A 23,009-nucleotide genomic window follows, 5' to 3' on the forward strand; every position below is an offset into this window, starting at 1 on the left:
CCTCACGCTGTCGGTGGCACCTCATCCGAGGCGCAATTCAGAGCGGCGGAAGGCCTTGCTAACGGTCGTCACCGCCTGGTCCGATATCGTCCAGATAATCCTCGTCAATCGCAGCCTGAACAGCCCCCGTTACGGCTTCACGCTGTTTTGGTGTCAGGTCTTCCGCCTCTTTCCCATCTGCCAATCTTACAGTGACTTCGCGATGTGCAAACTTGATCCCTTCGCGCGCGAACAACTCGCGTATGTCCTGATAGACCTTTTTGCGAACCAGCCACTGATCACCCGGTTTCGTCATGAACTTGACCCGGATGATCATCGCCGAATCTTGCATCTCGATCACGCCCTGCGACTTCAGCGGCTGGATGAAATTGTCTCCGATTACAGGATCGGTCAACAACTCCTGTCCCAGTTTCTTGATCAGTTTGCGGACCTTCTCGACATCGGTGTCATAGGTCACGCGCAGCGGCAGCTTCATGATTACCCAATCGCGCGAGTAGTTGGTCAGCACTTTGATCTCGCCAAAGGGGATGGTGTTCAGCGCACCCAGATGGTGGCGCAGTTGCATGGACCTGACCGAGATTTTCTCGACCGTGCCTTTCACATCCCCAATGTCGATATATTCTCCTTTCCGGAACGCATCATCCAACAAGAAGAATGCGCCGGAAAAAATGTCGCGCACCAGCGTTTGTGACCCGAACCCCACGGCCAAACCAACCACACCGGCACCCGCAAACAGCGGGCTGACGTTAATACCCAGTTCCATCAGGACTATCAGAACGATTGTAACCACGACAACGGCCAGAATTGCGCCCCGGAAAAGCGGCAACAACGTTGCCAGACGGCTTTGCCCGCCTTCGCCACCTTCGTCGCCCAGTTCAACCTCGGTGCCATCGTCGGATTCTTCAGCGATTTTGCTGTCGATCCAAATCCGAAAGAAGTGAAACAGGATGTACCCGATGAACAGGACAACCATCACATCCAGCGCACGTTCAACCGGCAGATCCTCGCTCCAGTCCGCGTTCGGGTACCATATCACGACAAGCGCATAAGCCCCGAGCACGAAAGCCAGAATTCCGGCTACCCGGCGGGCCAGGTCTTCATAAGTCAGAAGATGCTGCTTCGGTTGTTCGGGCTCGGGTATATCCGTCGTCACGACGCCTTCATCCGCTGCGGCGGCTTCCCCGTTAATTTCGCTAATCATGCGCGAGCGGTCAAAATATCGCTCCAGCAGATAGTTCATTGCACCATAGGCCACGACCACGGACATGAAGATCATGTAGCTGCTTGCAATCAGCGGCAGCGGCGTCGGATGCTCCAGCGCCAGATCAACGGCCAGACGGAACCAGCTGAACACGACATAGATAATCAATGCCGGTGCCCAGCCAAAAGACACGAACCGCAACAGCCATGACACCTGTTCGGATGCCCGCCCACCCCGGATCGCGTTCGAGATTGCACGGGCGTTGAACAGGATCATCAGTATGTTGCCCAGCGCGCCCAGCATAGTCAGACCGCCATACACCATGGCGTAGACGTTGTAGTTCAGTCCAAAATCCGCGACCCAGGTAGAAAACAGAACGACCGAAATGTCATAGGTCGCCAGCACGGACGCCCAAATATACAGCCTGCGCGCATTCTTGTCCGAAAAGGGCGGTAATCGATATTGGCTCAGATAAGGTGACAGGACCATGCGCCAGAGGTCCGACACCGTGCGCGACAGGAAAAAGGCCGTAAAGATTGCCGTGATCGTGAACTGGACCGAGATATCCTCGGCCTCGCCAAAGATCAGATACCCGACGATCAAAGCCATGATCATGGCAAAGACCGTGGCTCCAATCCCCATCAGGAACCGGAACAGCAGGAACGGCATCTTTTCCCGATACCCCTGTGGTTCGTCCTTGATCCGCGCCACCACCCAGCGGCGCGCGAACCGCTTCCCGTATATCTCGATCGACAGCCACCGCCCAAGTAACAGGAACAGGATGTTCCAACCCAACACCTCGACATAGGTCTGAATTCGGCCATCCGGGCTGGTCTGGCGCAGGATGTATTGTACTTCAAAAATAGAATAGGGCAGCGCCTCGAGCCTCGATTGCATCGACTCACGGAACTTCGAGAACCGCTCTTGCGCCTTCATCAGTTGCGAACCGTCACCCATTGGGTTGCTCGAATCGCTGTCTGCGCCCTCCGAACCTGCATCCTTGCCACCTGCCGTTGTCACAACCTGACCGGCACTGTCGATGACAATGACACTCGCGCCCGCATCGCTGGCCGCGCGGATTGCAGCGGCCAGATCACTTTCCTTGTCGGCCTCGGACGAACTGCCCGACCCTGAAGGATATCCGGGAATCAAGGATGACTGCGCCAATGCACCAGTGGAAATGCTCAGGAAAATGGCCCAAAACGCCAAAAAAAATGCGGCCAGAAAGTTATTTCGCATTGGGTCGTGCATCCAGTTTTTGCCGATATTGGTCAGATTACAGAAGCGTTTCAGGCAGTTCAAACACTCGCATCGAACCGTCTCAATATCGTGTTTGGACGTGTTCTTGGCGCACTCTGATGAGCGCAGGTGTTTTCAATCTTTCAATAATTGAATATGACCAAGCAAAGGTTTCTGGTCGGCCTCGATTGTCTTCATCGTTCTCATTAGGCGATCTTGTCTGGCGGTGGTGCGATATGTCGCGAAACAGTCAATACGCTGTTGCCAAATCGCAATGCTTGAAACATTTGCAAGTGCGCAAATCCGCCTTTGGCAAGCGTGGGATTGAAATATACAGTAACGCTTGCGAACGCGCGGATTTCGCTCTGGGATCAAGAAGACGGGCAACACTATGAGCCTTGGCACAACCAATTCTAAACCGGACCGCGCGCCGCGTATCCTGTTTTACAGCCACGACACGTTCGGTCTGGGGCATTTGCGCCGGTCCCGCGCCTTGGCTGCGGCAATCACGCAGGCGGACCCAAGCGCCTCGGCGCTGATCCTGACGGGTTCGCCCGTGGCAGGCCGTTTTACCTTTCCCCGCCGCGTTGACCATGTGCGCCTGCCCGGTGTGACCAAGCGCGCGGACGGATCGTATGCCGCGCGTACAATCGGAATGGGGATCGACGAAGTAACCGAATTGCGCGCGGGATTGATCCAGACTGCGGTTCAGCAATTCGACCCCGACGTGTTGGTCGTCGACAAGGAACCGACAGGGTTCCGGGGTGAGCTGTTGCCGACACTGAACTACCTTGAACGCCATTGCGGAACGAAACTGGTTTTGGGTCTGCGTGATGTGCTGGACGAACCCGAAGTACTGGCTGCCGAGTGGGCGCGCAAAGAAGCCATCGAAGCGACCGAGCGGTTCTATCATGAGATTTGGGTTTATGGATCACAGTCGATCTATGACCCGACGCAAGGCTTGCCGCTAAGCGCGTCAGCGCGATCCCGCATTCACTGGACGGGATATCTGCGCCGCGATCTCGGCCCGGTTGGGGAACCGCCTCAGCAACCCTATATACTGATCACACCCGGCGGCGGGGGCGATGGCAAGGCGTTGGTCAACCTCGTCTTGTCCGCCTACGAGAAAGACCCAGACCTGTCGCCGCGTGCCGTGCTGGTCTATGGCCCATTCCTGTCAGGTGAATTGAGGAATGAATTCGAAGCACGGGTTGCCGCATTGAATGGTCGTGTAACCGCGGTTGGATTTGAATCGCAGATCGAAACGCTGTTTGCCGGGGCCGAAGGCGTGGTCTGCATGGGCGGCTACAACACGTTTTGCGAGGTCCTGTCCTTTGACAAACGGGCCGTGATCGTTCCACGCACCACACCCCGTCTGGAACAATGGATTCGGGCCTCACGCGCAGAAGAGCTGGGGCTGGTCAAGATGCTGGACGAACAACGCGACAGCCTGACACCCGACGCAATGATCCGTGCCATCCGCAACCTGCCGCACCAATCTGTGCCATCACAGGCCATCCAAAGCGGTTTACTGGACGGTTTGGACTATGTCACCGACCGCATTGACAGCCTGCTGACATGGGAACAGAAACGAGCCACTGGATGAACTCGGCCTCTCCCAATCTGGCGGTTGTGGTCAAAGGCTGGCCGCGACTGTCCGAAACATTTATCGCACAGGAACTTGTTGCCTTGCAGGAAGCCGGGCACCGATTTGACATCTGGTCTCTGCGCCATCCGACCGACACCAAACGTCACCCTTTGCACGACCGTTTCGCAGGGCAGGTTCACTATCTGCCGGAATACCTGCATGAAGAGCCACAGCGGGTGTGGGCGGCCCGCGCTGCCGCCCAAGACCTGCCCGGCTATGCCGAAGCCTACACGATCTGGCGGCACGACCTGCGCCGCGATCCCACGCCGAACCGCATCCGCCGCTTCGGGCAAGCATGTGTTCTGGCCGCCGAGTTACCCGCCCAGACGCAGGGGCTCTATGCCCATTTCATGCACACCCCCTCGTCCGTCGCCCGATATGCGGCCATCATGCGCGGTCTGCCATGGAGCTTTTCTGCCCATGCCAAGGACATCTGGACCTCGCCGGTCTGGGAAAAGCGTGAAAAGTTGCAGGCCTCAACGTACGGAGCTGCTTTCAGTGCCACCTGCACGGCAATCGGCGCGGAACATCTGCGCAGTCTCGCTGATGACCCCAACCGGGTGGACCTTATCTATCACGGTCTGGACCTGTCGCGTTTCCCCGAACCGCCAAAGCGCGGGACACGTGCCGCTGGTGACCCGTTTCACATGATTTCCGTTGGGCGACTGGTTGAAAAGAAGGGCTTTGACCGCCTTATTGCGGCCTTCACGCTGCTGCCGGAGAACCTGAACTGGCATTGGACCCACATTGGCGGCGGGGGCCTTGGTGACACCCTGCGCGCGCAGGCGCGCGCTGCTGGTATCGCGGACCGCATCACCTGGAGGGGAGCCTGCGATCAGCCAGAGGTGATCGATGCCATGCGCAGGGCCGACCTGTTTGTCCTGCCCAGCCGGATTGCTGCGGACGGGGACCGGGACGGATTGCCGAACGTGTTGATGGAGGCCGCATCCCAGCTTTTGCCGATCCTGTCGACACCGGTTTCGGCCATCCCGGAATTCATCCAATCCGGAACGCATGGCGTGTTGTCTGATGACGACCCGGCTGCATTGGCTTCAGCCATTTCAGCTTTGGCCACTGATCCGGAAACGGCTGCAACTATGGCGCGTGCAGCCTATGACCGCCTGATTGCAGATTTTCGAATGGACCCCGGTATTGCACGGCTGTCGGCCCGGCTGAAAACCCTGAGCATGGAAGACGCGTAATGGCGCAGGTTGCGTTTTATGCGCCAATGAAATCTCCCGGCAGCCAGAAACCCTCGGGCGATCGCGAAATGGCGCGAAACCTGATGCTGGCCTTGGCGGCGCAGGGGAATAAGGTCGAACTGGCTTCGGACCTGCGCGTCTACGACAAGAACGGGGACAGGGACCTACAGAGAACCCTTGTTCGCGCGGCTGAGATTGAAGCACAGCGGCTGAGCGCCGAATTGCCCTTTGATACAGATTTGTGGGTGACTTATCACAATTACTACAAGGCACCCGACCTGCTGGGCCCCAAGATCTGCCAGGCGCGCGGCATTCCGTATGTGCAATTGGAAAGTACGCGCGCATCAAGCAGGCTGAACGGGCCGTGGGCCGATTTCGCCCAAGCGGCGCATCAGGCGTGTGATGCAGCGGATATCATTTTCTACCACACAGCCAATGACCTGATTACGTTGGAACGGGACCGTTTTGGCAAGCAGGCACTGGTTGAATTGCCGCCATTTCTGCCTGAAACCGTGTTGCCTATGGCAACGACCGGGGACGGCCCCATGCTGACTGTCGGAATGATGCGGCATGGGGACAAGCTGGCGTCCTACCGGATTTTGGCCGAAGCCCTTTCGCACCTGACATGTGACTGGAACCTGAACATCGCGGGGGACGGTCCGGCGCGGCCGGATGTTGAAGCGTTGATGGTGCCGTTCGGAAGCCGGGTGCACTTTCTGGGCCAGCTCGACCGGGCGGACTTGCAGAAAATCTACCAACGCGCATCCCTGCTTGTCTGGCCGGGCGTAAACGAAGCCTATGGGATGGTCTATCTCGAGGCGCAGGCGACAGGCCTGCCCGTGATCGCACAGAATCGCCCCGGCGTTCGGGATGTGCTGGCACCTGCTGTTTACCCATCGGTTGATGCTGGGGCCAGAGGGCTTGCCGATCACATGCAAAACCTGCTGGAGGATACCGCGCAGCGCCATGCGCTTGGGGCGAATGCGCGCAGCTATGTGGCCCGGCGTCATCTTATGCCTCAGGCGACCGAGCGATTGTGGGCGCATCTACGGCCCTTGTTGAAGGATGTATCATGACCCGTCTTGCACTGCTTCGCCACGGGCATACCCATTGGAACCGCGCAGGGCGCATTCAGGGGCGCAGTGATATTCCACTGGATGACGACGCGCGGTCTGAACTGGCCGGGTATCGCTTGCCTGACCCATGGGCCGCCGCTGATATCTGGTCCAGCCCCTTGCTGCGCGCCAGTGAAACAGCGCGGATCGTGTCTGGGCGCGCCCCGAAAACCTCGGACGCGCTGACCGAAATGAATTGGGGCGACTGGGAAGGACTTCGAGGCATTGACCTGATCGCCGATGAAACCAGCGGGTATCGCCATATCGAAGACTGGAGCTGGGATTTTCGCCCGCCTCACGGTGAAAGCCCTGCCGAGGTCTGGACGAGGTTGCGCCCCTGGATGTCCGGGTTGCGACAGGACACGGTCGCGGTCTGCCACATTGGCATCATGCGGGTCATTCTCGCCCAGGCGTGGGGATGGGATTTTGATGGCGCCGCCCCCTTCAAGATCAAGCGCAATCGGCTGTATATCGTTGATATGAACACGATGACCGCAGACCCGGACCCCGTTCGCCTGATCAAACATGGGCCGCTGCCATGAAGGTAATGATCGTTGTCACGCACCTTTTGGGAACAGGACATCTGAGCCGGGCCCTGACGTTGGGCCGGGCGTTTCGGGATGACGGTCACGAGGTCATGGTCGTTTCGGGCGGAATGCCTGCGACTCAACTGGACAGCAGCGGGCTGACCCTGTTCGGTTTGCCGCCGCTCAGATCAGATGGAACCAATTTCACCCGGCTTCTGACTGAAAGCGGTGCCGAGGCTGACGCGGATTATCGGCGCGCACGTGTGACAGCCATGGTGCAGGCGGTAAACAGCTTTCAGCCGCAAATCCTGATAACCGAGCTTTACCCCTTTGGTCGCCGGTCTCTGGCAGCGGAATTCGACGCGGCCCTGAATGCGGCACGGGCCCTGCCTCGGCCTCCGGTCATCCTGGGATCGATCCGGGATATTCTGGCCCCGCCTTCCAAACCTGCCAAGGCCCAGCGGACAGAAGATATCGTCACCCGCTTTTATGACGGCATTCTTGTTCACTCGACCGAAAGTGTCACACCGCTTTCGGTCAGTTGGCCGGTGTCGGACCGATTGGCGGAACGGTTGCATTATACCGGCTTTGTTGCGCCTGAGTTGCCTCAACCGCATCCTGATGCCGTTGGGCAGGGCGAAATCCTTGTCAGTGCCGGCGGCGGTTCTGTGGGGCAACCGATCTTTCGCGCGGCCATCGAGGCCGCCCGCCAGATGCCCAACAGGCACTGGCGCCTGCTGGTCGGCGGGACGGATGCCAAGGCGAGAATAGCCGCGCTGTCCCAACTGGCCGAAGGAACCTCGGCAATTCTGGAACCTGTGCGCCCGGATTTTCGCCAGATGCTGCCCCATGCGGCGGCATCGGTCAGCATGTGCGGCTACAACACCGCCATGGATATTCTGCAAAGCGGAACACCCGCTGTTTTTGTCCCATTCGATGATGGCAAAGAGGTTGAACAGGGGCTGCGTGGGCAAAGCCTGTCGAGTTTGCCAGCCATCGAGGTGCTTCTCAGCCGAACCCTGAGCGGGCAAGCATTGGCGCAGGCCGTAGAGCGCGTCATTTCAGATGGACCCCGCGCACAGCAAGATTTCGGATTTGATGGCGCGGCCCAAACCGTAGAGATCGCAAAACACCTGCTGGAACGGCGTACATGAAACCGGATTGGTACCCACTTGAGGTCGAACTGACCCATTGGCATGCAGCGAGCCTGTCGTTGCCGCTGTGGTGGCGAGACGATGACGCGATCGACCTGACACCACAGTTGGACCGGCTGTCCGATCTGGCCGCGCAGTTGGGCCTGCCGGTACATCTTGCCGTCATTCCGCACGCGGCAACCCCTGCGCTGGCTGACTATGTTGCGCGCGGCGAAACTCTCATCCCTGTGGTTCACGGGTGGTCCCACAAGAACCATGCGCCCGCCAGTGAGAAGAAAGCCGAGTTTCGTCTCAACCGTCCGTTGGACGAGGTTGTTGCCGATGCCGCGGCAGGACCGTCACGCCTTGACGCCTTGTTCGGCAAAACCGTGCGGCCGATGTTTGTCCCTCCGTGGAACCGCATTGCACCAGAAGTCATCGAACATCTTCCGTCACTGGGATACCGCATTCTTTCCACGGCAACGCCCCGCAGAACGAAAATGGCGGCTGCGGGGCTTGAGCAGGTCAACACACATCTTGACCCGATTGACTGGCGGGGTTCACGCGGTCTGATCTCTCCGGACCGCCTGATCGCTCAGACAGTTAACCTCCTGCGGGACAGGCGCGAAGGCCGCGCAGACAACGCCGAGCCGTTTGGAGTATTGACCCATCACCTGGTCCATGATCAGGACATCTGGGCCTTTACCGAGGCGTTGTTGAAACATCTGCTGGACGGTCCTGCCACACTCTGGGTCGCACCGAAGAACGAATAAGGACATCGTCATGAGCCGACTGGATTCCATGCTGCGCCGACTGACCGCCCAACGTGACGGGCTGAACTGGGCAGCCGAACAGATCAGTGACCAAACTGGCGACGTGCTGGATATGGGGCTAGGCAATGGTCGCACCTATGACCACCTGCGAGAGATTCTGCCGAACCGCCGGATCTGGGTGATGGATCGTGTGCTGCAATGCCATCCTGACAGCACGCCACCGGCCGAAGATTTCCTGCAAGGCGAAGCTGAACCCATGCTGCGGAGGCTGATGGTCGAGGGGCACAGGATCGCATTGGCTCATTATGATTTCGGACGCGGCATCAAACACGAAGATGTGGCCGAAGCCGCACGCCTCAGCCCGTTGATCGCGCAAGTCATGCAGCCCGGTGGGTTGTTGATTTCCGGCCAGCCCCTTGTCGGCTTCAACCAGATCAAAGGGCCCGAGACGATCGCGCCGGACCGTTACCTGTTCTATACGGCCTGATCACGCCACACGGCGACCGCGCGCCCAAACCGAGTTGAGGGCTGGCACACCCGCGCGCATCCGGAAACGGATAACATCGGCGCGGGCATTGGCGCGCAACTCGCCACGATCCTCTAGCCCGGCGGCCTGCGCCGGGGCCAATGTGACGGTCTTCATCCCACGCGCCATATCGCCCCACATTTCACCCAGCATGACCGCAGACAATAACAAGGCCGACGGCACGTAATCCGAGGACATTACGTCCAGATGCCCAAGCTCGGCCAAATCTCGGGCTGCAACATTCCCGGAATGAGAGCCTCCGCGAACAACGTTTGGCGCACCCATCATGACCTTGATGCCGTGATCATGACACGCTCGTGCGGCCTCAACCGTTGTGGGGAACTCAGCCAACCTAATGCCGTGATCTGCCGAGACCTTCACCTGATCTTCGGTCGTATCGTCATGACTGGCAAGAACGGCTCCAAATCGGCGTGCGGCCTTGACGGTTTCGACCTCGTGCACATCACCGTTGCGATCCCGAAGGCCTTTCAGCTGGGCTACATGCTGAAAGAACGTATCATCGTCCATGGCATATTTGCCCTTCAGATAGGATTGCAGCTTGCCCATGTCGCGAAACTGACGCTGGCCGGGGGTGTGATCCATGATGGACACAAGACCAACCCTGTCCTCGGGTCCAAACTCGTCCAGTTCCTCGATCAGTGTCTCAGAACAGACCTCTGCCCGCAAATGCAGGAAATGGCTGATCTTAAGCGCATCCTGCTCGCGCAGATCCCACAACTCCCGCGACAGGCCGCGGGCATATTTTCCGTACCGTCCGGCACCGGACGGGATCGAACCAACCCGCATCGCATCGAACACACTTGTGATCCCCACGCTGGCCAGTTCCGCGTCATGGGCCAGAATGGCGGCAGCATGGGGCCAATGCACATTGGGGCGCGGCTGAATATGGCGTTCAAGATTATCCGTGTGCAACTCGACAAGACCGGGGCAGACATAGTCGCCTTCGCAATCTATCGCACCAGCGGGAACTGCACGCCCGGTGTCGATTTCGATGATAGTGTCACCTGCTATTCGAACACAACCGATCACGGTTTCATTCGGCAACACAAGCGTGGCATTGGCAAGGATCAAGTCTTCTGTCATCTGAACTTTACGCAATCTGAGGTATTGGAAGGCCACTTAATAGGAGGCCAATGTGACATTCACGCGATACGCGATCTATTTTGCGCCACCCGCCGGGGTGGCCTGGACGGAATTTGCAACCAGCTGGCTGGGCTGGGACATGGCAAAGGGAACGCAGGTCGCACATCCGATCATGGGTGGCATCGACATTGCGACCATCACTGAGGTGCCGCGCAAATACGGGCTGCACGCGACCCTGAAACCGCCGTTCCGGTTGCGCGATGGCCTGACCTTTGACGCATTGCATCAGGCGTGCATTGCGCTGGCTGCAACTCGGCAGCCCATCACACTCGACGGTCTGGAAATTACCCGTCTTGGACGTTTTCTGGCCCTGTGCCCGCTGGGTGAAACGCAGGCGCTGAATGCGCTGGCCGCGGCCTGTGTTCGCGATCTCGACCGGTTTCGCGCACCTGCCACTCAGGCCGAACTGACGCGCCGCCGCGCCGCGGGACTGACCCCCGAGCAGGACGCTAATCTGACCCAATGGGGCTATCCCTACGTGCTGGACGCGTTTCGATTTCACATCACGCTCAGCGGTAAACTGGACAAACCAACCCTCAGGGCAACCCAAGAAGCACTGCACACCCATCTGAGCCCCTTGCTGCCGCAACCTTTCCAGATCACTGATCTTGCCCTGATGGGCGAGGCGGAAGAAGGGCGGTTTCACCTGATCCATCGCTACGCGCTTTCCGGTTGAAGGCGGCGCAGGATTTCGGCAACCGTGTCTTCCAGCGCGCCGGAATTGTCAATTTGGATGACCCGGTTCAGACCATCCGGCAACGCCACTTTGGCGCGACACAACCGCCGCGTCTGCTCGTCTGTGCTTTCCCGTGCCCGCTCGGACAGGCGCCGCGCCAAAACCCCTGCATCTGCTGTCAGAGAGATCACAATCAGATCTCCAAACACCTTCTGCGCCTGCAAAAGAACGCTGCGGGAAAGATTGACCAGAACCGCATTCGCCCCCTGACGCTGTCGCAAAATCTCGGCTGGGATACCATAGAACAGTCCATGTGCAGGCCAGCTCAGCGCAAAAGCGCCTGCCTGTTCCATCTGCTGGAACTCTGCAACCGAAACCCGGTCAAAATCCTCGCCTTGTTCACCTGCGGGGCGGGTGATCACCCTCCGCACGCGCCGGACGCCAGGCGCCTGTGCCTCCAACGCTTCCATGACACTGTCCTTGCCAACTCCCGAAGGGCCAACAATCGCTATGACAGGGGCAAGTGTCATGCCGCCAGTTCCGGTGTGAAGTCAGCGACATTGACTTCGCGATCACAGACACGCTCACGTGCATCAAGGTCGTGGAATATTCCGACAATCGCCGCACCACGTCCTTTTGCCTCTTCAATCAGCGACAACACGGTTTCGCGGTTCTGCACATCCAGACTTGCCGTCGGTTCGTCCAGCAACATCGCCGGGTAGTCATGCGCAAAGCCACACGCAATGTTCACCCGCTGCTGTTCGCCGCCCGAAAAGGTTGTGGGGCTCAGGGTCCACAAGCGCTCAGGAATGTTCAGCCGCTTCAGTAACTCGGCGGATTTCTCCAGCGCCTCTGTCCTGTCGCAACCCACGGCCAGCAAAGGCTCTGCCACAACGTCCAGTGTCGGCACCCGCGGAACGACCCGCAGGAATTGACTGACATAGCCCAGCGTTTTCCGGCGGAGGGTCAAGATCTGGCGCGGCTCGGCTTTTGCCACGTCCAGACCTCCAACCAGCACCTGACCAGAGGCCGCAAGATAATTGCCATAAATCACGCGCATCAGCGTGGACTTGCCCGCACCAGACGCCCCGGTCAAAGCAACGCACTCACCCGGTTCAACCTTCAGCGACGCGCCTTCCATCACCGGGATAACGGCACCGCCCTGATTGTGCAGGGTAAAGCTTTTGCTCACATTGATCAGTTCAATCATTGCTTCACCTTTTCCCAAATACTCAAACCTGCAGAACGCTGGACACAAGCAGCTGCGTATAGGCGTGTTGGGGATCATCCAGCACCTGATCGGTCAGCCCGGCCTCAACCACATGACCATCCTTCATCACCATCAAGCGGTCGGCCAACAGACGCACCACAGCAAGATCATGTGTCACGATGATCGCGCTCAGCCCCATTTCACGCACCAATCCGCGCAAGAGGTCCAGCAGCCGCGCCTGAACCGAGACATCCAGCCCCCCGGTCGGTTCGTCCATGAATACCAGCCTCGGACCGGTCACCAGATTGCGGGCGATCTGCAAACGTTGCTGCATTCCGCCCGAAAACGCGGTGGGCCGGTCATCAACACGGGCCGCCTCGATCTCGACCCGACCCAGCCAGTCAATGGCCTTGTCTCGGATGTCACCATAGCGGCGATCGCCCACGGCCATCAGCCGTTCACCAATATTGCCTCCGGCACTAACTGACATCCGCAGCCCGTCACGTACATGCTGATGCACAAAGGCCCAGTCGGTACGGCTCAGCATCCGGCGTTCGGGCTCAGACATGGTTACCGTGTCCACCGGCCCGTTCGCGCGCGTGTCAAAGATCACCTGCCCTGCATCGGGCACCAGATGACCGGCCAGACAATTCAGCAGGGTCGACTTGCCCGACCCGCTTTCGCCCACGATCCCCATCACCTCACCGGGGTAGAGATCAAAAGTCACATCCGCGCATCCGATCCGCGCACCATAGAGCTTTTCGATGCCCTTGACTTGCAACAGGGGGGTCATGCCGCGTTCTCCTCGGCCAGTCGGCCCATATGGCCCGCTTCGCGGCGCGACCGGCAATAATCGGTATCCGAACAGACAAACATCCGGTTGCCCGCATCATCCATGATGACTTCATCCAGATAGCTATCCTCGGCTCCGCACAGGTCACAGGGATGATCGGCCTTGGTGGCTTCGAACGGGTAATCCTCGAAATCAAGGCTCACGACCCGGGTATGTGGCGGTACCGCGTAAATGCGCTGCTCGCGCCCTGCGCCGAACAGCTGGATCGCATCCATTTCAAGCTTCGGGTTGTCGAATTTGGGGATCGGGGACGGGTCCATCACATACCGACCACACACTTTCACCGGATAGGCGTAAGCGGTCGAGATTGCCCCGTGCTGGCTGATATCCTCATACAGTTTCACATGCATCAGCCCATATTCTTCAAGGCTGTGCATCTTGCGTGTCTCGGTCTCGCGCGGTTCGAGGAAACGCAGAGGTTCCGGGATCGGCACCTGATAAACGATAATCTGATCTTCGCGCAGCTTCGCCTCGGGGATGCGGTGGCGGGTCTGGATCACCGTCGCCTTCTCGGTTTCCTCGGTCGTCTCCACACCTGCGGTCTTTTCAAAGAACTTGCGGATCGACACTGCGTTGGTCGTGTCATCCGCACCCTGATCGATGACCTTGAGCGTATCCTCAGGCGTCAGCGTCGCGGCCGAGACCTGCACCCCTCCGGTGCCCCAGCCATAAGGCATCGGCATTTCACGGCTGGCAAAGGGCACCTGATACCCTGGAATAGCCAGGCCCTTCAGGATGGCCCTGCGGATCATCCGTTTGGTTTGTTCGTCCAGATATGCAAAGTTGTACGCGCTCATAGCAGTCCCCGCGCAGTTAAGGCTACTTCAAAGGCCTGAGGGCTGGTAAAATGTATGCCGTCCATGCCAACGGCGCGGGCACCATCCACGTTTCTTGGGCTATCATCGACAAAGATACAGTTCTGAGGGGAAAGATCGGCCCGGTCGCACAACCGACGGAAAATCTCGGGCTGCGGTTTCAACAGCTTTTCCTGACCTGACACTACGGTCACGCCAAAGACCTCGCCCAGTTCAGGATGCACACCAACACCAACGGGCCATGTTTCCGCTGACCAGTTGGTGATCGCATGAACCGGGGTGCCCTGTTCTTTCAAACGATGGAGCAATCGCCAAGTTCCCTCGATCTTGTGTGGGACGGTCATGGCATAGCGTTCAACATAAGAACTCAGACGTCGCTGGTCGTCAGCATCTTCCAGTTCAGCAGCCAGATCAGCGAAATCCTCACCCCCATCGGCCCGCAGGTTACGTTTGGGGAAATCGATACGAGTGAGAAACTCTGCCACCGCCTCGCGGCTACCCATCTCATCCAGCCATGCCAAATGCGGATCCCACTGGATCAAAACGTTGCCGATATCAAAAATGACAGCCTTCATTCCGCAACCTCCTTTGACGTGATCCGCGCGTCAGCCTCGCGGCGCAGTTTGCGGACCAGTTCAAGCTCGGACTGGAAATCCACGTAATGCGGCAGCTTGATGTGTTCGAGAAAACCGGTCGCCTGAATGTTGTCCGCGTGGCTCAGAACAAATTCTTCATCCTGCGCAGGCGCGCCCAGATTGTCTTCGCCCAGTTCCTTCCACCGCAGCGCGCGATCAACCAAGGCCATCGCGATGGCTTTTCGTTCGGATTGACCAAAGACCAGACCATAACCGCGCGTGAACTGAGGCGGCTCGGTTTTTGAACCCTTGAACTGGTTCACCGTCTCACACTCGGTCAGTTCGACCTCGCCGATATCTATGGCAAAACCCAACTCGGGGATGTCCATTTCAACAGCAACCTTGCCGATCCGCAATTCACCCACAAACGCGTGGTTGCGTGCGTAACCGCGCTGGGTGGAATAAGCCATGCCCAGCACGAAACCCTCATCCCCGCGTGTCAGCGATTGCAGGCGCAACGGGCGATTGGCGGGGAATTCCATCGGTTCGCGCGTCAGGTCGCCGGGGGTGTCATCACTTGTCGGCTCGTCCTGAATGAGGCCCTCGTCTTTCAGGAATTCAGTGATATGCGGCGTCGGTTCCTGCCGCGCTGAACCTTCCGGAACTTTCGGGACATCACCATCCGCGGCCAGTTTGAAATCCAGCAAACGATGGGTATAGTCGAACGTCGGCCCCAGAACCTGCCCACCGGGTGCATCTTTGAACGTGGCCGAAATCCGACGGTCGCAGGCCATCTCACCTGTTTCGACCGGATTGGAATGGCCAAAACGCGGCAGCGTGGTGCGATAGGCGCGGATCAGAAAGATCGCCTCAATCAGATCGCCCCGCGCCTGCTTTATCGCCAGCGCAGCCAGGTCGGGGTCATAAAGCGAGCCTTCCGCCATGACCCGGTTCACTGCAAGGCTTAGCTGTTCGCGGATCTGTGCAAGGCTCAGTTCTGCCACATCGGTCGCGCCCCGGCGTTCTTCGGCCAGCCAGGCGTGGGCGTTCTCGATGGCTTTTTCACCCCCTTTGACAGCAACATACATCGCTTACGCCTCCGACGTGATCTGCGTGCTGCGTGGCAGGGCCGCAACCCTGTTGCCGCAGGTAAAAAAGAAATCGCACCCCAGAGGATAGAGCATCGCATTCCCCTGAAGCGCCGGGATACCCGGCAGAGACAGGCGCGCGGTCTTTTTGATGCCGGGGCCGCTCAGAATGGCACCGCTCTGCTCTAGCCGGTCGCATTCCACAATCAGCGTCGCAGAACGATCCGGGTATTCCGGCGTTCCGATGCGATAGGCGTTAAGCGGTCCCAATGCATCCCACGTGCCAACGGCAAAATCAGCCTTTGCTGCGGATACGAGCGGGGCGCCCGTGTGGAATGTCAGCCAATTGCGGATTGCGGCGGTATCGATGCCTCCGGCCAGATGAACCCTGGTCTCGGGGTCGCACAACGTCAGCAGCAGTGTACCGGCCGCCACGGACAGGGGCGCAGGGGGTTCGCTGCCCGACAGGACACGTATGTCGCCCGGACGCGCCATAACGGTCATCGCAGCGCGGAACGCGTGTGCAGCATCGACAGGTGCGTTTTCTAAGCCCCCGGAAAACTGTGTTTGCGCGGCCATCAATCTTCCCCGCGAACAAGCGTGAAAAACTCAACCTTGGTGGCCGCTGCCTTGGCCGCGCGAGTGCTTTTGACCGCCTGCATATGCTGCTGAAGCGGGTCGAGCAGCCGCGCCTGCACCTCATCTGCCGCCCCGGTCTGCATCATCGCATCAATCAATGCTGCGGCTTCGGCCTTGGGTTTCAATCTGCCCTGAACGTAACCGTGACCAACCGTTCCATCCTGCAACACCACAGAACAGCGCGTGACCGTCATTTCGCCCAGGTTGAACGGCGCTCCGGTGCCACCGGTGCGACCACGCACCATCACGCTCCCGATCTCGGGGCGGCGCAGCCAGTCAAAGCTCGGGCGGGTCTCAATCCCGTCCCACAAGGTCATCAGGGTGTCGTCAGGTGCACGGGCCAGCAAACCCATCCAATCCCTGCGCGCCCCGATCGCGAATTCTGTCTGATCTGTCATCAAAGCCTCTTGGCCGGGTTGTCTATTTGAACTATACAACTAGACAAATATTAACCCGCGTGTGCGCAACACGCAATCTCCAACTGTGTGAAGATTTGGTGACATGAGCAAAACGCCGATCTGGAAAAGCATCGCACTGCGCCTGACCTCGGACATTGCCGAAGGTCGGTATCAAACCAGTGACCGCCTGCCGACCGAAGCACAGCTGGCCGCCAAATACGGTGTCAACCGCCACACGGTGCGGCGCGCGTTGGCTGACATGTCGGAACAAGGTCTGGTTCATGCCCGGCGCGGTGCGGGCGTTTTTGTGGCGGCGCGGCCAACCGACTATCCGATTGGCAAAAGGGTTCGATATCACAAGAATGTCTCGGCCAGCGGCAAGATACCGGGAAAGAAAATTCTGGCCCTGACCACACGCGCGGCAGATGAAGCCGAAGCCGAAGCATTGGGTCTGTGCAAAGGGGACCCGGTGCATGTCTATGACGGGTTATCGCTGGCGGATGGGCAGCCCATAGCCGTTTTTCAAAGCGTCTTCCCGGCAGAACGCTTTCCAAACCTGTTGCAGGCGCTGACCGAGACCCAGTCAGTAACAAAAGCCCTGCAACGCAGCGGTATCGCGGACTACACCCGCATCTCGACCCGATTGACCGCGCGCGGTGCGACAGCAACGCAAGCCCTTCACCTGCAACTGTCCGAAGGTGCCCCGGTGCTGTTTTCGATCGGTGTCAACGTGGACCCGGACGGCGCACCCGTCGAATATGGTCGAACCGTCTTTGCTGGTGAGCGTGTCACGCTAACGCTGAACGAAGAGTAAACCACAACCGATACCGCCCGACGTCGACCTCCTGCCGGAGGCCTCATCCCGTTGGGCATGGCGCGAAAATCGGCCCAGATGCCTTTCGGATCAGCATTATACTGATTATGGGATGAACGGTAATGGAATAGGCTCTGTGACGCTTTTTCAAACATTTGCGCCGCACTGAACCGTGCTGTTTTCTTGCCACTCCAAACCCGGTTCAGGGCAGCAGGAACGGTTTGGGGTCGGGCGTGCGCAGACTGCGCTTTTTACCCGGCTCACCCTGGATCAGACGTCGGCGCAGCCAGCCCGAAAACCAATCCATCAGCATCACCATCAGAATGATCAGGATGATGTAATAGGCGACCTCTTCCCAGTCTTTCTGTGTGATGATTGCCTGCGTCAGCAGCAAACCAATACCGCCGCCTGTGATTGCACCGATCACCGTCGCACTGCGGGTGTTGGATTCGAGGAAATACAAAAGTTGGCTCAGCAAAACAGGCGTGACCTGAGGGATAACGCCGAACCGATACCGTTGCGGGGCGTTCGCACCGGTGGACTGCACACCTTCGATCTGCTTCTGATCTACGTTTTCCAGTGCTTCCGAGAAGATTTTGCCGAATGTACCGGTGTCCGTCACCAAAATGGCAAGCGCACCGGTCAACGGGCCGGGACCAAAGGCGCGAGCCAGAACCACAGTCCAGATCAACGCATCCACGCCGCGCACAAAGTCGAATACACGCCGTGTCGCAAAGCGGATGGATCTCATCCGGTTGAAATTGCGCGTCGCAAGGGAGGCCAGTGGCAGGGCCACAATCGCCGCGCCAAACGTGCCCAGAAATGCCATCAGGATCGTCTCGAAGATGGCCCAGGCCACATCCTGATGGCGCCACATCTTGTTGGTCCAAAAATCATTAAAGATCGCACCCGCCTCGCCCGACGCCGTGAGCCCGGCCAGTTCCGGGAAGGACTTGCCGAAATAAGGGCTGTCCAGCGTGAACCAGAATAATTCCCAACCTGTGAAATAGCGAAACACCTCGGACCGGTTGCGGGTGACAGTCAAACGACCTGCGTCCGTGGTCACAGACAGCCGGTTTTTAGAGACGTTGATCCACTCCGGAACCTCGCCCTCAGGCAACTCCGCCTGTACACCGGCCGAACGCGTGGGTGTTGCGCGAATGGTGCCATAGCCGGGAATGTCATATTCCACCGTCTGCGCACCGAAACGCACGACATGGCCCTTTTCAAGGTCGATCACAGTTGTCTCGCCCAGCGCCACCCACTCCGGGGCCTGCCCTTCAGGATATGCCCCCTTGCGCTCACCCTCGATGGCGGCTGAGACTTCACCGGTGCGATTATCCCGGGCGATATGCGTTTTGTAGCTATAGCTGTCAGCCACCAGCGTCTTGCCATTTGCCCAGTTTGCGCGCGCCACAGGGCCCGACACGTCAAAAGCAAAGAAGACATAGACCAGATAGACGAAAACCAGAGCAGGCAACCCGAAGTTCACCAACCTCTTGCGGTTGAACAAGCGATCTGCTTCGGCTTTGAGGTCATCAACAGTCAAATTGGTTGCGAAGGTGCTCATGCCAAAGCTCCTTTTTCTGAGCCGTGGGTCAGACGGTCGCGCAGGTAGCCTGACAGCTGGTCGACGACCACGATTGTAACGAACAGAAGAATGAAGATGGCTGCGGCTTCGTCATAACGCCCTTGCCCCCAAGACATGGCATTGCGCAGCTCGTAACCCAAACCGCCCGCCCCAACAAATCCAAGAATGGCCGAGGCACGGATGTTGATCTCGAACCGCAGCAGCGCGTAGCTGACATAGTTCGGCCCGACCTGCGGAATCACCCCCAGATACATCCGCTGTGACCAATTGGCACCCACGGAATGCAGCCCTTCCACCGGTTTCAGCGAGGCGTTCTCGTTCACCTCGGAAAACAGTTTGCCTAGTGCGCCAGCAGTGTGAATCGCGATGGCGATCATCGCAGGAACCGGGCCACCGCCCAGAATGAAGATCAGAACCAACGCAATTACGATCTCGGGAATGGCGCGGCAGATGTCTGATATTCGGCGAAACAGCGGGATCATTGACGGCCACAGCGCCATGCCGCGTGTCGACATCAGGGCGAAAAACGTTCCAATAATTGTGCCGACAAGCGTCGCCGCCGCCGCGATGTTGATTGTCTCAATCAGAGCCGGGAAGAACGAGAGCAGATTGGCTGGCATCTCGGAAATCTTCTCCCCCGCCTCGGACAGAACCTCTGTGGGGTAATCAAGAATACGGTGCCAGCCATCGACAAAACTGCCGGCATTCCGGTTGTCGGCTGTGCGAAACCCTGCCGCCATCAACGACAGGAACAGAATCAGGAGGATGCCGCCATAGACCCGCTTGCGTCGTGTCATCGCTGTATAGTCGTTGCGGATCTGATCGACGGATAAGGACCCTGCAGTAAGGTCTGTCATGGAATGCTCCTGAAGGGAAAACGGGGTCCGGTACATCACCGGACCCCGATCATTGGATTTGCGGTCTTAGTTGGACTTCAGCTTGCGCGCTTCGATGATGACCTCGTAGGCCTCATGCGTAATTGGATCAAAGCTCTTGGCCTCACCCGCGGCCACGCCGTAGAAACATTCGCGGTCTTTTTCATCCAGCGTGTTCCACAATTCGGTGACCTGAGCTTTGACATCCTCGGGCAGAGCCTTGCGCAGAACAACCGGACCTTCCGGGATCGGTGCCGATTTCCAGATCTCGACCAGATCGTTCATGTCGACCAGACCAGCATCCACAGCACGGCGCAGCGCGCCCGACTGATAGCCGTCTTCCCACTCGCCAAGACCATCAGCCCAGGTCACACCGCCATCAACGTCACCGTTGTTCACCGCGACAATTGTCTGCTCGTGACCGCCGGTGAATTTCACCTCAGCAAAATAGTCACCCGATTCCATGGTTGCTCCGGTGGCCTGGGGAATCTCGATCGACGGGATCAGATAACCCGAGGTCGAATTCGGGTCACCAAAGCCAAAAACCTTGCCCTTCATGTCACCAAGCGAAGTGATGCCGCTGTCCTTGCGTGCAAAACCAACCGAGTAATAGCCGTAACCGCCATCGGTGTTCACCTTGACCAGCACCGGCTCAACCGCTTCGGGGTCGCTCAGATAGGTTTTGGCATAGCCCGACGCACCCAGCCAGGCGACATCAATCGTGCCGCCCAGCAGCCCCTGAATCACTCCGTTATAGTCGGCAGGGGCAAACAATTTGGTCGGAACGCCCAACAGTTCTTCGGTGTATTTGCGCAGACACTCGTTTTTGCTCATCCGGTCCTGAGCGTTCTCGCCACCTAGAATGCCGATGCGGAATTCGCTGATTTCTTCGGCCATGACCGGTGCGACCAGTGTTGTGGTTGCGACCAAGGCTGCAATCAGTTTTTTCATCTGTCTCTCTCCAGTTTGATAACCCCGGCCTCTCATCGGGCCGGGCGATGAAAGGGGTTGGGACCGCTCAGATGGTTGCCTCTGCTTCCATCAGCGACTTTTGCGTGGCGTCGAGCGTTTCGATTTCCGTTGATGTCGCTTCTTCCGAGAAGCTGGCATCGGCACCATAGATTTCGCGGGCGACGCCGGTGGTCAGTTGCTCGGGCAGCCCATCGAACACGATGCGCCCGTCGCGCATCCCAACCACGCGGTCGCAATAGCGACGTGCAGTGTCCAGCGTGTGCAGGTTGGCGATGACGGTACGGTCATCTTCTTCGTGGATGCGGCGCAGCGCCTGCATCACAACCTGTGCATTCATCGGGTCCAGTGAGGCAATTGGTTCATCTGCCAGAATAATCCTCGGGTCCTGCATCAGCGCCCGCGCAATCGCCACGCGCTGTTGCTGGCCGCCCGACAAGGCCTCGGCCCGTTTCGGAGCGTGTTCCGCGATTCCCAACCGGTCCAGAATGTCGATGGCACGGTGAATTTCATCCATTGGGAACAGGTTGAACATAGCGGCCAGCGTCGAATGACGGTTGAGCGTGCCATGCAGCACGTTCGAAACCACATCCATGCGCGGCACCAGGTTGAACTGTTGGAAAATCATCGCGCAATCAGCCTGCCAGGCGCGTTTGTCACGGCCTTTCAGTTGGGTGATGTCCCGGCCTTCAAACAGGATTTCGCCTTCGCTGGCATCCGTCAGGCGGTTAATCATCCGCAGCAGGGTGGACTTACCCGCGCCCGACCGTCCGATGATCCCGATCATGCATGGCTTGTCCACATCCAGCGTCGCGGCATTCACGGCAACATTGTCACCAAAGCGTTTGGTCAGTTTCTTGATACGCAGCACGTGCCACCCCCAATTCATGTTGGCGGACTGCTACAGATGCCGTTCAAAGGATATGTGTCAGCGTAGTGAAAGTTTTGTAACGCCCCGGCGCGCGCGAGGGGTATCCATCGCTCCGCCTCACGGGTATACGCGTCCGCGACTCTTCAGCTGATACGAGGCCACCATGAGCTTTGACCGCACCATCAAGATCGCGCCGTCCATTCTGTCCGCGGACTTTGCCAATTTCGGGCAGGAAATTCAGGCCATCGAAGCGCAGGGCGCCGACTGGGTTCATGTTGACGTTATGGACGGCCATTTCGTCCCGAACCTGACCTTTGGCCCGCCAGCCGTCAAAGCCTTCCGCCCGCATGTAAAGACGGTCATGGACGTGCACCTGATGATCACGCCGGTCGATCCATACATCCAGGCCTACGCTGATGCAGGTGCAGACATTTTGACCGCGCATGTCGAGGCGGGGGCCCACACCCACCGCACGCTGCAAGCGATCCGCGCCGCAGGCATGAAGGCAGGCGTCGCCCTGAACCCGGGCACCCCGGCTGAAGCGGTCGAGCATCTGCTGGACCTCACCGATCTGGTCTGCGTCATGACCGTGAACCCCGGCTTTGGCGGCCAGAAGTTCATCGACATGACCGGCAAGATCCGCAAATTGCGCCAGATGATCGGTGACCGCCCGGTGCATATCGAGATCGACGGCGGAGTTGATCCCCAGACAGCGCCCCTTGTTGCCGCAGCGGGGGCTGATGTGCTGGTGGCCGGGTCTGCCGTGTTCAAAGGCGGATCAGTTGATCAGCCCGAGGTTTACGGTGAGAATATTCGGGCCGTGCGGGCCGCAGCTGAAGGCGGGTTGGGCTGAGCCGCCCGCTCTCGACAGCGTAGTTTGCTTTATTGGCAAAGCTAGACTTCTTTGAATTCGTCGGTCGGGATGCGCCCTGCCTTGACGTTCTGGTCGTGGCCTTCATTAGGGTCATAGACGCGCCGGGCTGAAGCCCGGCCTACGGGTAGGTCGACGGTCTTCGATAGAAAAGCCTAAAAAAGGCCGCCCCCTAGGGAGCGGCCCTTGTTTGTTCACCGATGTGCCGGGCTGAAGCCCGGCCTACGGATTATTCT

24 protein-coding genes are annotated in these 23,009 nt (G+C 58.7%); 10 read left to right on the top strand and 14 right to left on the bottom strand.

Translation table 11 applies throughout. The features are described 5' to 3' along the window. Positions 1-58 precede the first annotated feature (58 nt). Positions 59-2,440, bottom strand: a complete 2,382-nt coding sequence (locus I9188_RS10775) for a mechanosensitive ion channel family protein (RefSeq protein WP_209505327.1) — start codon at positions 2,438-2,440, stop codon at positions 59-61. Between the two features lie 391 nt (positions 2,441-2,831). On the opposite strand from I9188_RS10775, the gene I9188_RS10780 reads away from it, so the two are divergent. The 7 genes from I9188_RS10780 to I9188_RS10810 are packed head-to-tail and all read left to right on the top strand — an operon-like array spanning position 2,832 to position 9,325. Continuing rightward, positions 2,832-4,046 (top strand): glycosyltransferase, encoded by a 1,215-nt coding sequence (locus I9188_RS10780; RefSeq protein ID WP_209505325.1) that lies wholly within the window; start codon positions 2,832-2,834, stop codon positions 4,044-4,046. Then, positions 4,043-5,290, top strand: coding sequence for a glycosyltransferase family 4 protein (locus tag I9188_RS10785; protein ID WP_209505803.1), 1,248 nt, complete (start codon positions 4,043-4,045; stop codon positions 5,288-5,290). Before I9188_RS10780 ends, I9188_RS10785 begins: the two co-directional genes overlap by 4 nt. Further along, positions 5,290-6,366, top strand: a complete 1,077-nt coding sequence (locus tag I9188_RS10790; protein ID WP_209505323.1) for a glycosyltransferase family 4 protein — start codon at positions 5,290-5,292, stop codon at positions 6,364-6,366. Before I9188_RS10785 ends, I9188_RS10790 begins: the two co-directional genes overlap by 1 nt. Next, entirely contained in the window at positions 6,363-6,947 is a 585-nt protein-coding gene (locus I9188_RS10795) for a histidine phosphatase family protein (RefSeq protein ID WP_209505321.1), read from the top strand. Before I9188_RS10790 ends, I9188_RS10795 begins: the two co-directional genes overlap by 4 nt. Further along, complete coding sequence (locus tag I9188_RS10800) at positions 6,944-8,086, top strand: glycosyltransferase (RefSeq protein WP_209505319.1); 1,143 nt, start codon at positions 6,944-6,946, stop codon at positions 8,084-8,086. The genes I9188_RS10795 and I9188_RS10800 overlap by 4 nt, the downstream gene beginning before the upstream one ends. Beyond that, entirely contained in the window at positions 8,083-8,838 is a 756-nt protein-coding gene (locus I9188_RS10805) for a polysaccharide deacetylase family protein (RefSeq protein WP_209505317.1), read from the top strand. Before I9188_RS10800 ends, I9188_RS10805 begins: the two co-directional genes overlap by 4 nt. Positions 8,839-8,848: 10 nt before the next feature. Continuing rightward, positions 8,849-9,325 carry a class I SAM-dependent methyltransferase gene (locus I9188_RS10810; RefSeq protein WP_209505315.1) on the top strand — a complete coding sequence of 159 codons (477 nt, stop codon included), beginning with the start codon at positions 8,849-8,851 and terminating at the stop codon, positions 9,323-9,325. On the opposite strand, the gene I9188_RS10815 is transcribed toward I9188_RS10810, so the two are convergent. Beyond that, positions 9,326-10,468: an alpha-D-ribose 1-methylphosphonate 5-triphosphate diphosphatase gene (locus tag I9188_RS10815; protein ID WP_209505314.1), complete on the bottom strand. Its 1,143-nt coding sequence runs from the start codon at positions 10,466-10,468 to the stop codon at positions 9,326-9,328. It lies immediately after the preceding gene. Positions 10,469-10,520: 52 nt separating this feature from the next. Between I9188_RS10815 and I9188_RS10820 the strand changes: the two genes are divergently transcribed. Next, complete coding sequence (locus I9188_RS10820; RefSeq protein WP_209505313.1) at positions 10,521-11,204, top strand: DUF1045 domain-containing protein; 684 nt, start codon at positions 10,521-10,523, stop codon at positions 11,202-11,204. Here I9188_RS10820 and phnN read toward each other — a convergent pair. Genes phnN through phnG form a run of 8 tightly spaced genes read right to left on the bottom strand, consistent with a single transcriptional unit; the run spans position 11,186 to position 16,782 of the window. Continuing rightward, the gene (phnN, locus tag I9188_RS10825; RefSeq protein ID WP_209505312.1) at positions 11,186-11,734 is read right to left on the bottom strand and encodes a phosphonate metabolism protein/1,5-bisphosphokinase (PRPP-forming) PhnN; all 549 of its coding nucleotides are present in this window, start codon (positions 11,732-11,734) and stop codon (positions 11,186-11,188) included. The genes I9188_RS10820 and phnN overlap by 19 nt on opposite strands. Continuing rightward, positions 11,731-12,414 (bottom strand): phosphonate C-P lyase system protein PhnL, encoded by a 684-nt coding sequence (phnL, locus tag I9188_RS10830; protein WP_209505311.1) that lies wholly within the window; start codon positions 12,412-12,414, stop codon positions 11,731-11,733. Before phnL ends, phnN begins: the two co-directional genes overlap by 4 nt. Positions 12,415-12,436: 22 nt before the next feature. Continuing rightward, positions 12,437-13,207 carry a phosphonate C-P lyase system protein PhnK gene (phnK, locus tag I9188_RS10835; RefSeq protein WP_209505310.1) on the bottom strand — a complete coding sequence of 257 codons (771 nt, stop codon included), beginning with the start codon at positions 13,205-13,207 and terminating at the stop codon, positions 12,437-12,439. Further along, positions 13,204-14,064: an alpha-D-ribose 1-methylphosphonate 5-phosphate C-P-lyase PhnJ gene (locus tag I9188_RS10840; RefSeq protein ID WP_209505309.1), complete on the bottom strand. Its 861-nt coding sequence runs from the start codon at positions 14,062-14,064 to the stop codon at positions 13,204-13,206. Before I9188_RS10840 ends, phnK begins: the two co-directional genes overlap by 4 nt. Beyond that, complete coding sequence (locus tag I9188_RS10845; RefSeq protein ID WP_209505307.1) at positions 14,061-14,657, bottom strand: HAD family phosphatase; 597 nt, start codon at positions 14,655-14,657, stop codon at positions 14,061-14,063. Before I9188_RS10845 ends, I9188_RS10840 begins: the two co-directional genes overlap by 4 nt. Further along, complete coding sequence (locus I9188_RS10850) at positions 14,654-15,745, bottom strand: carbon-phosphorus lyase complex subunit PhnI (RefSeq protein ID WP_209505305.1); 1,092 nt, start codon at positions 15,743-15,745, stop codon at positions 14,654-14,656. Before I9188_RS10850 ends, I9188_RS10845 begins: the two co-directional genes overlap by 4 nt. A gap of 3 nt (positions 15,746-15,748) precedes the next feature. Further along, positions 15,749-16,324: a phosphonate C-P lyase system protein PhnH gene (gene phnH, locus I9188_RS10855; protein ID WP_209505303.1), complete on the bottom strand. Its 576-nt coding sequence runs from the start codon at positions 16,322-16,324 to the stop codon at positions 15,749-15,751. Further along, positions 16,324-16,782 carry a phosphonate C-P lyase system protein PhnG gene (gene phnG / locus I9188_RS10860; protein WP_209505300.1) on the bottom strand — a complete coding sequence of 153 codons (459 nt, stop codon included), beginning with the start codon at positions 16,780-16,782 and terminating at the stop codon, positions 16,324-16,326. The genes phnH and phnG overlap by 1 nt, the downstream gene beginning before the upstream one ends. Positions 16,783-16,885: 103 nt before the next feature. Between phnG and phnF the strand changes: the two genes are divergently transcribed. Continuing rightward, positions 16,886-17,596, top strand: a complete 711-nt coding sequence (gene phnF / locus I9188_RS10865) for a phosphonate metabolism transcriptional regulator PhnF (protein ID WP_209505298.1) — start codon at positions 16,886-16,888, stop codon at positions 17,594-17,596. A 202-nt stretch (positions 17,597-17,798) separates the two neighbouring features. Here phnF and phnE (I9188_RS10870) read toward each other — a convergent pair whose 3' ends face one another. The 4 genes from phnE (I9188_RS10870) to phnC all read right to left on the bottom strand — a co-directional run bounded on the left by phnE (I9188_RS10870) (position 17,799) and on the right by phnC (position 21,902). Beyond that, complete coding sequence (phnE, locus tag I9188_RS10870) at positions 17,799-19,166, bottom strand: phosphonate ABC transporter, permease protein PhnE (RefSeq protein ID WP_209599616.1); 1,368 nt, start codon at positions 19,164-19,166, stop codon at positions 17,799-17,801. Continuing rightward, a complete protein-coding gene (gene phnE / locus I9188_RS10875; RefSeq protein WP_209505294.1) occupies positions 19,163-20,044 on the bottom strand; it encodes a phosphonate ABC transporter, permease protein PhnE in 882 nt (293 codons plus the stop codon). Before phnE (I9188_RS10875) ends, phnE (I9188_RS10870) begins: the two co-directional genes overlap by 4 nt. A 66-nt stretch (positions 20,045-20,110) precedes the next feature. Next, positions 20,111-21,013 (bottom strand): phosphonate ABC transporter substrate-binding protein, encoded by a 903-nt coding sequence (gene phnD, locus I9188_RS10880; protein ID WP_209505292.1) that lies wholly within the window; start codon positions 21,011-21,013, stop codon positions 20,111-20,113. A gap of 67 nt (positions 21,014-21,080) precedes the next feature. Further along, positions 21,081-21,902, bottom strand: coding sequence for a phosphonate ABC transporter ATP-binding protein (gene phnC, locus I9188_RS10885; protein WP_209505290.1), 822 nt, complete (start codon positions 21,900-21,902; stop codon positions 21,081-21,083). Between the two features lie 163 nt (positions 21,903-22,065). Here phnC and rpe point away from each other — a divergent pair, with 163 nt between their 5' ends. Then, positions 22,066-22,755, top strand: a complete 690-nt coding sequence (rpe, locus tag I9188_RS10890; protein ID WP_209505288.1) for a ribulose-phosphate 3-epimerase — start codon at positions 22,066-22,068, stop codon at positions 22,753-22,755. Positions 22,756-23,009 lie beyond the last annotated feature (254 nt).

This window comes from Ruegeria sp. HKCCSA071, assembly GCF_017872555.1.
In the GTDB taxonomy this organism is placed as follows: Bacteria; Pseudomonadota; Alphaproteobacteria; order Rhodobacterales; family Rhodobacteraceae; genus Ruegeria.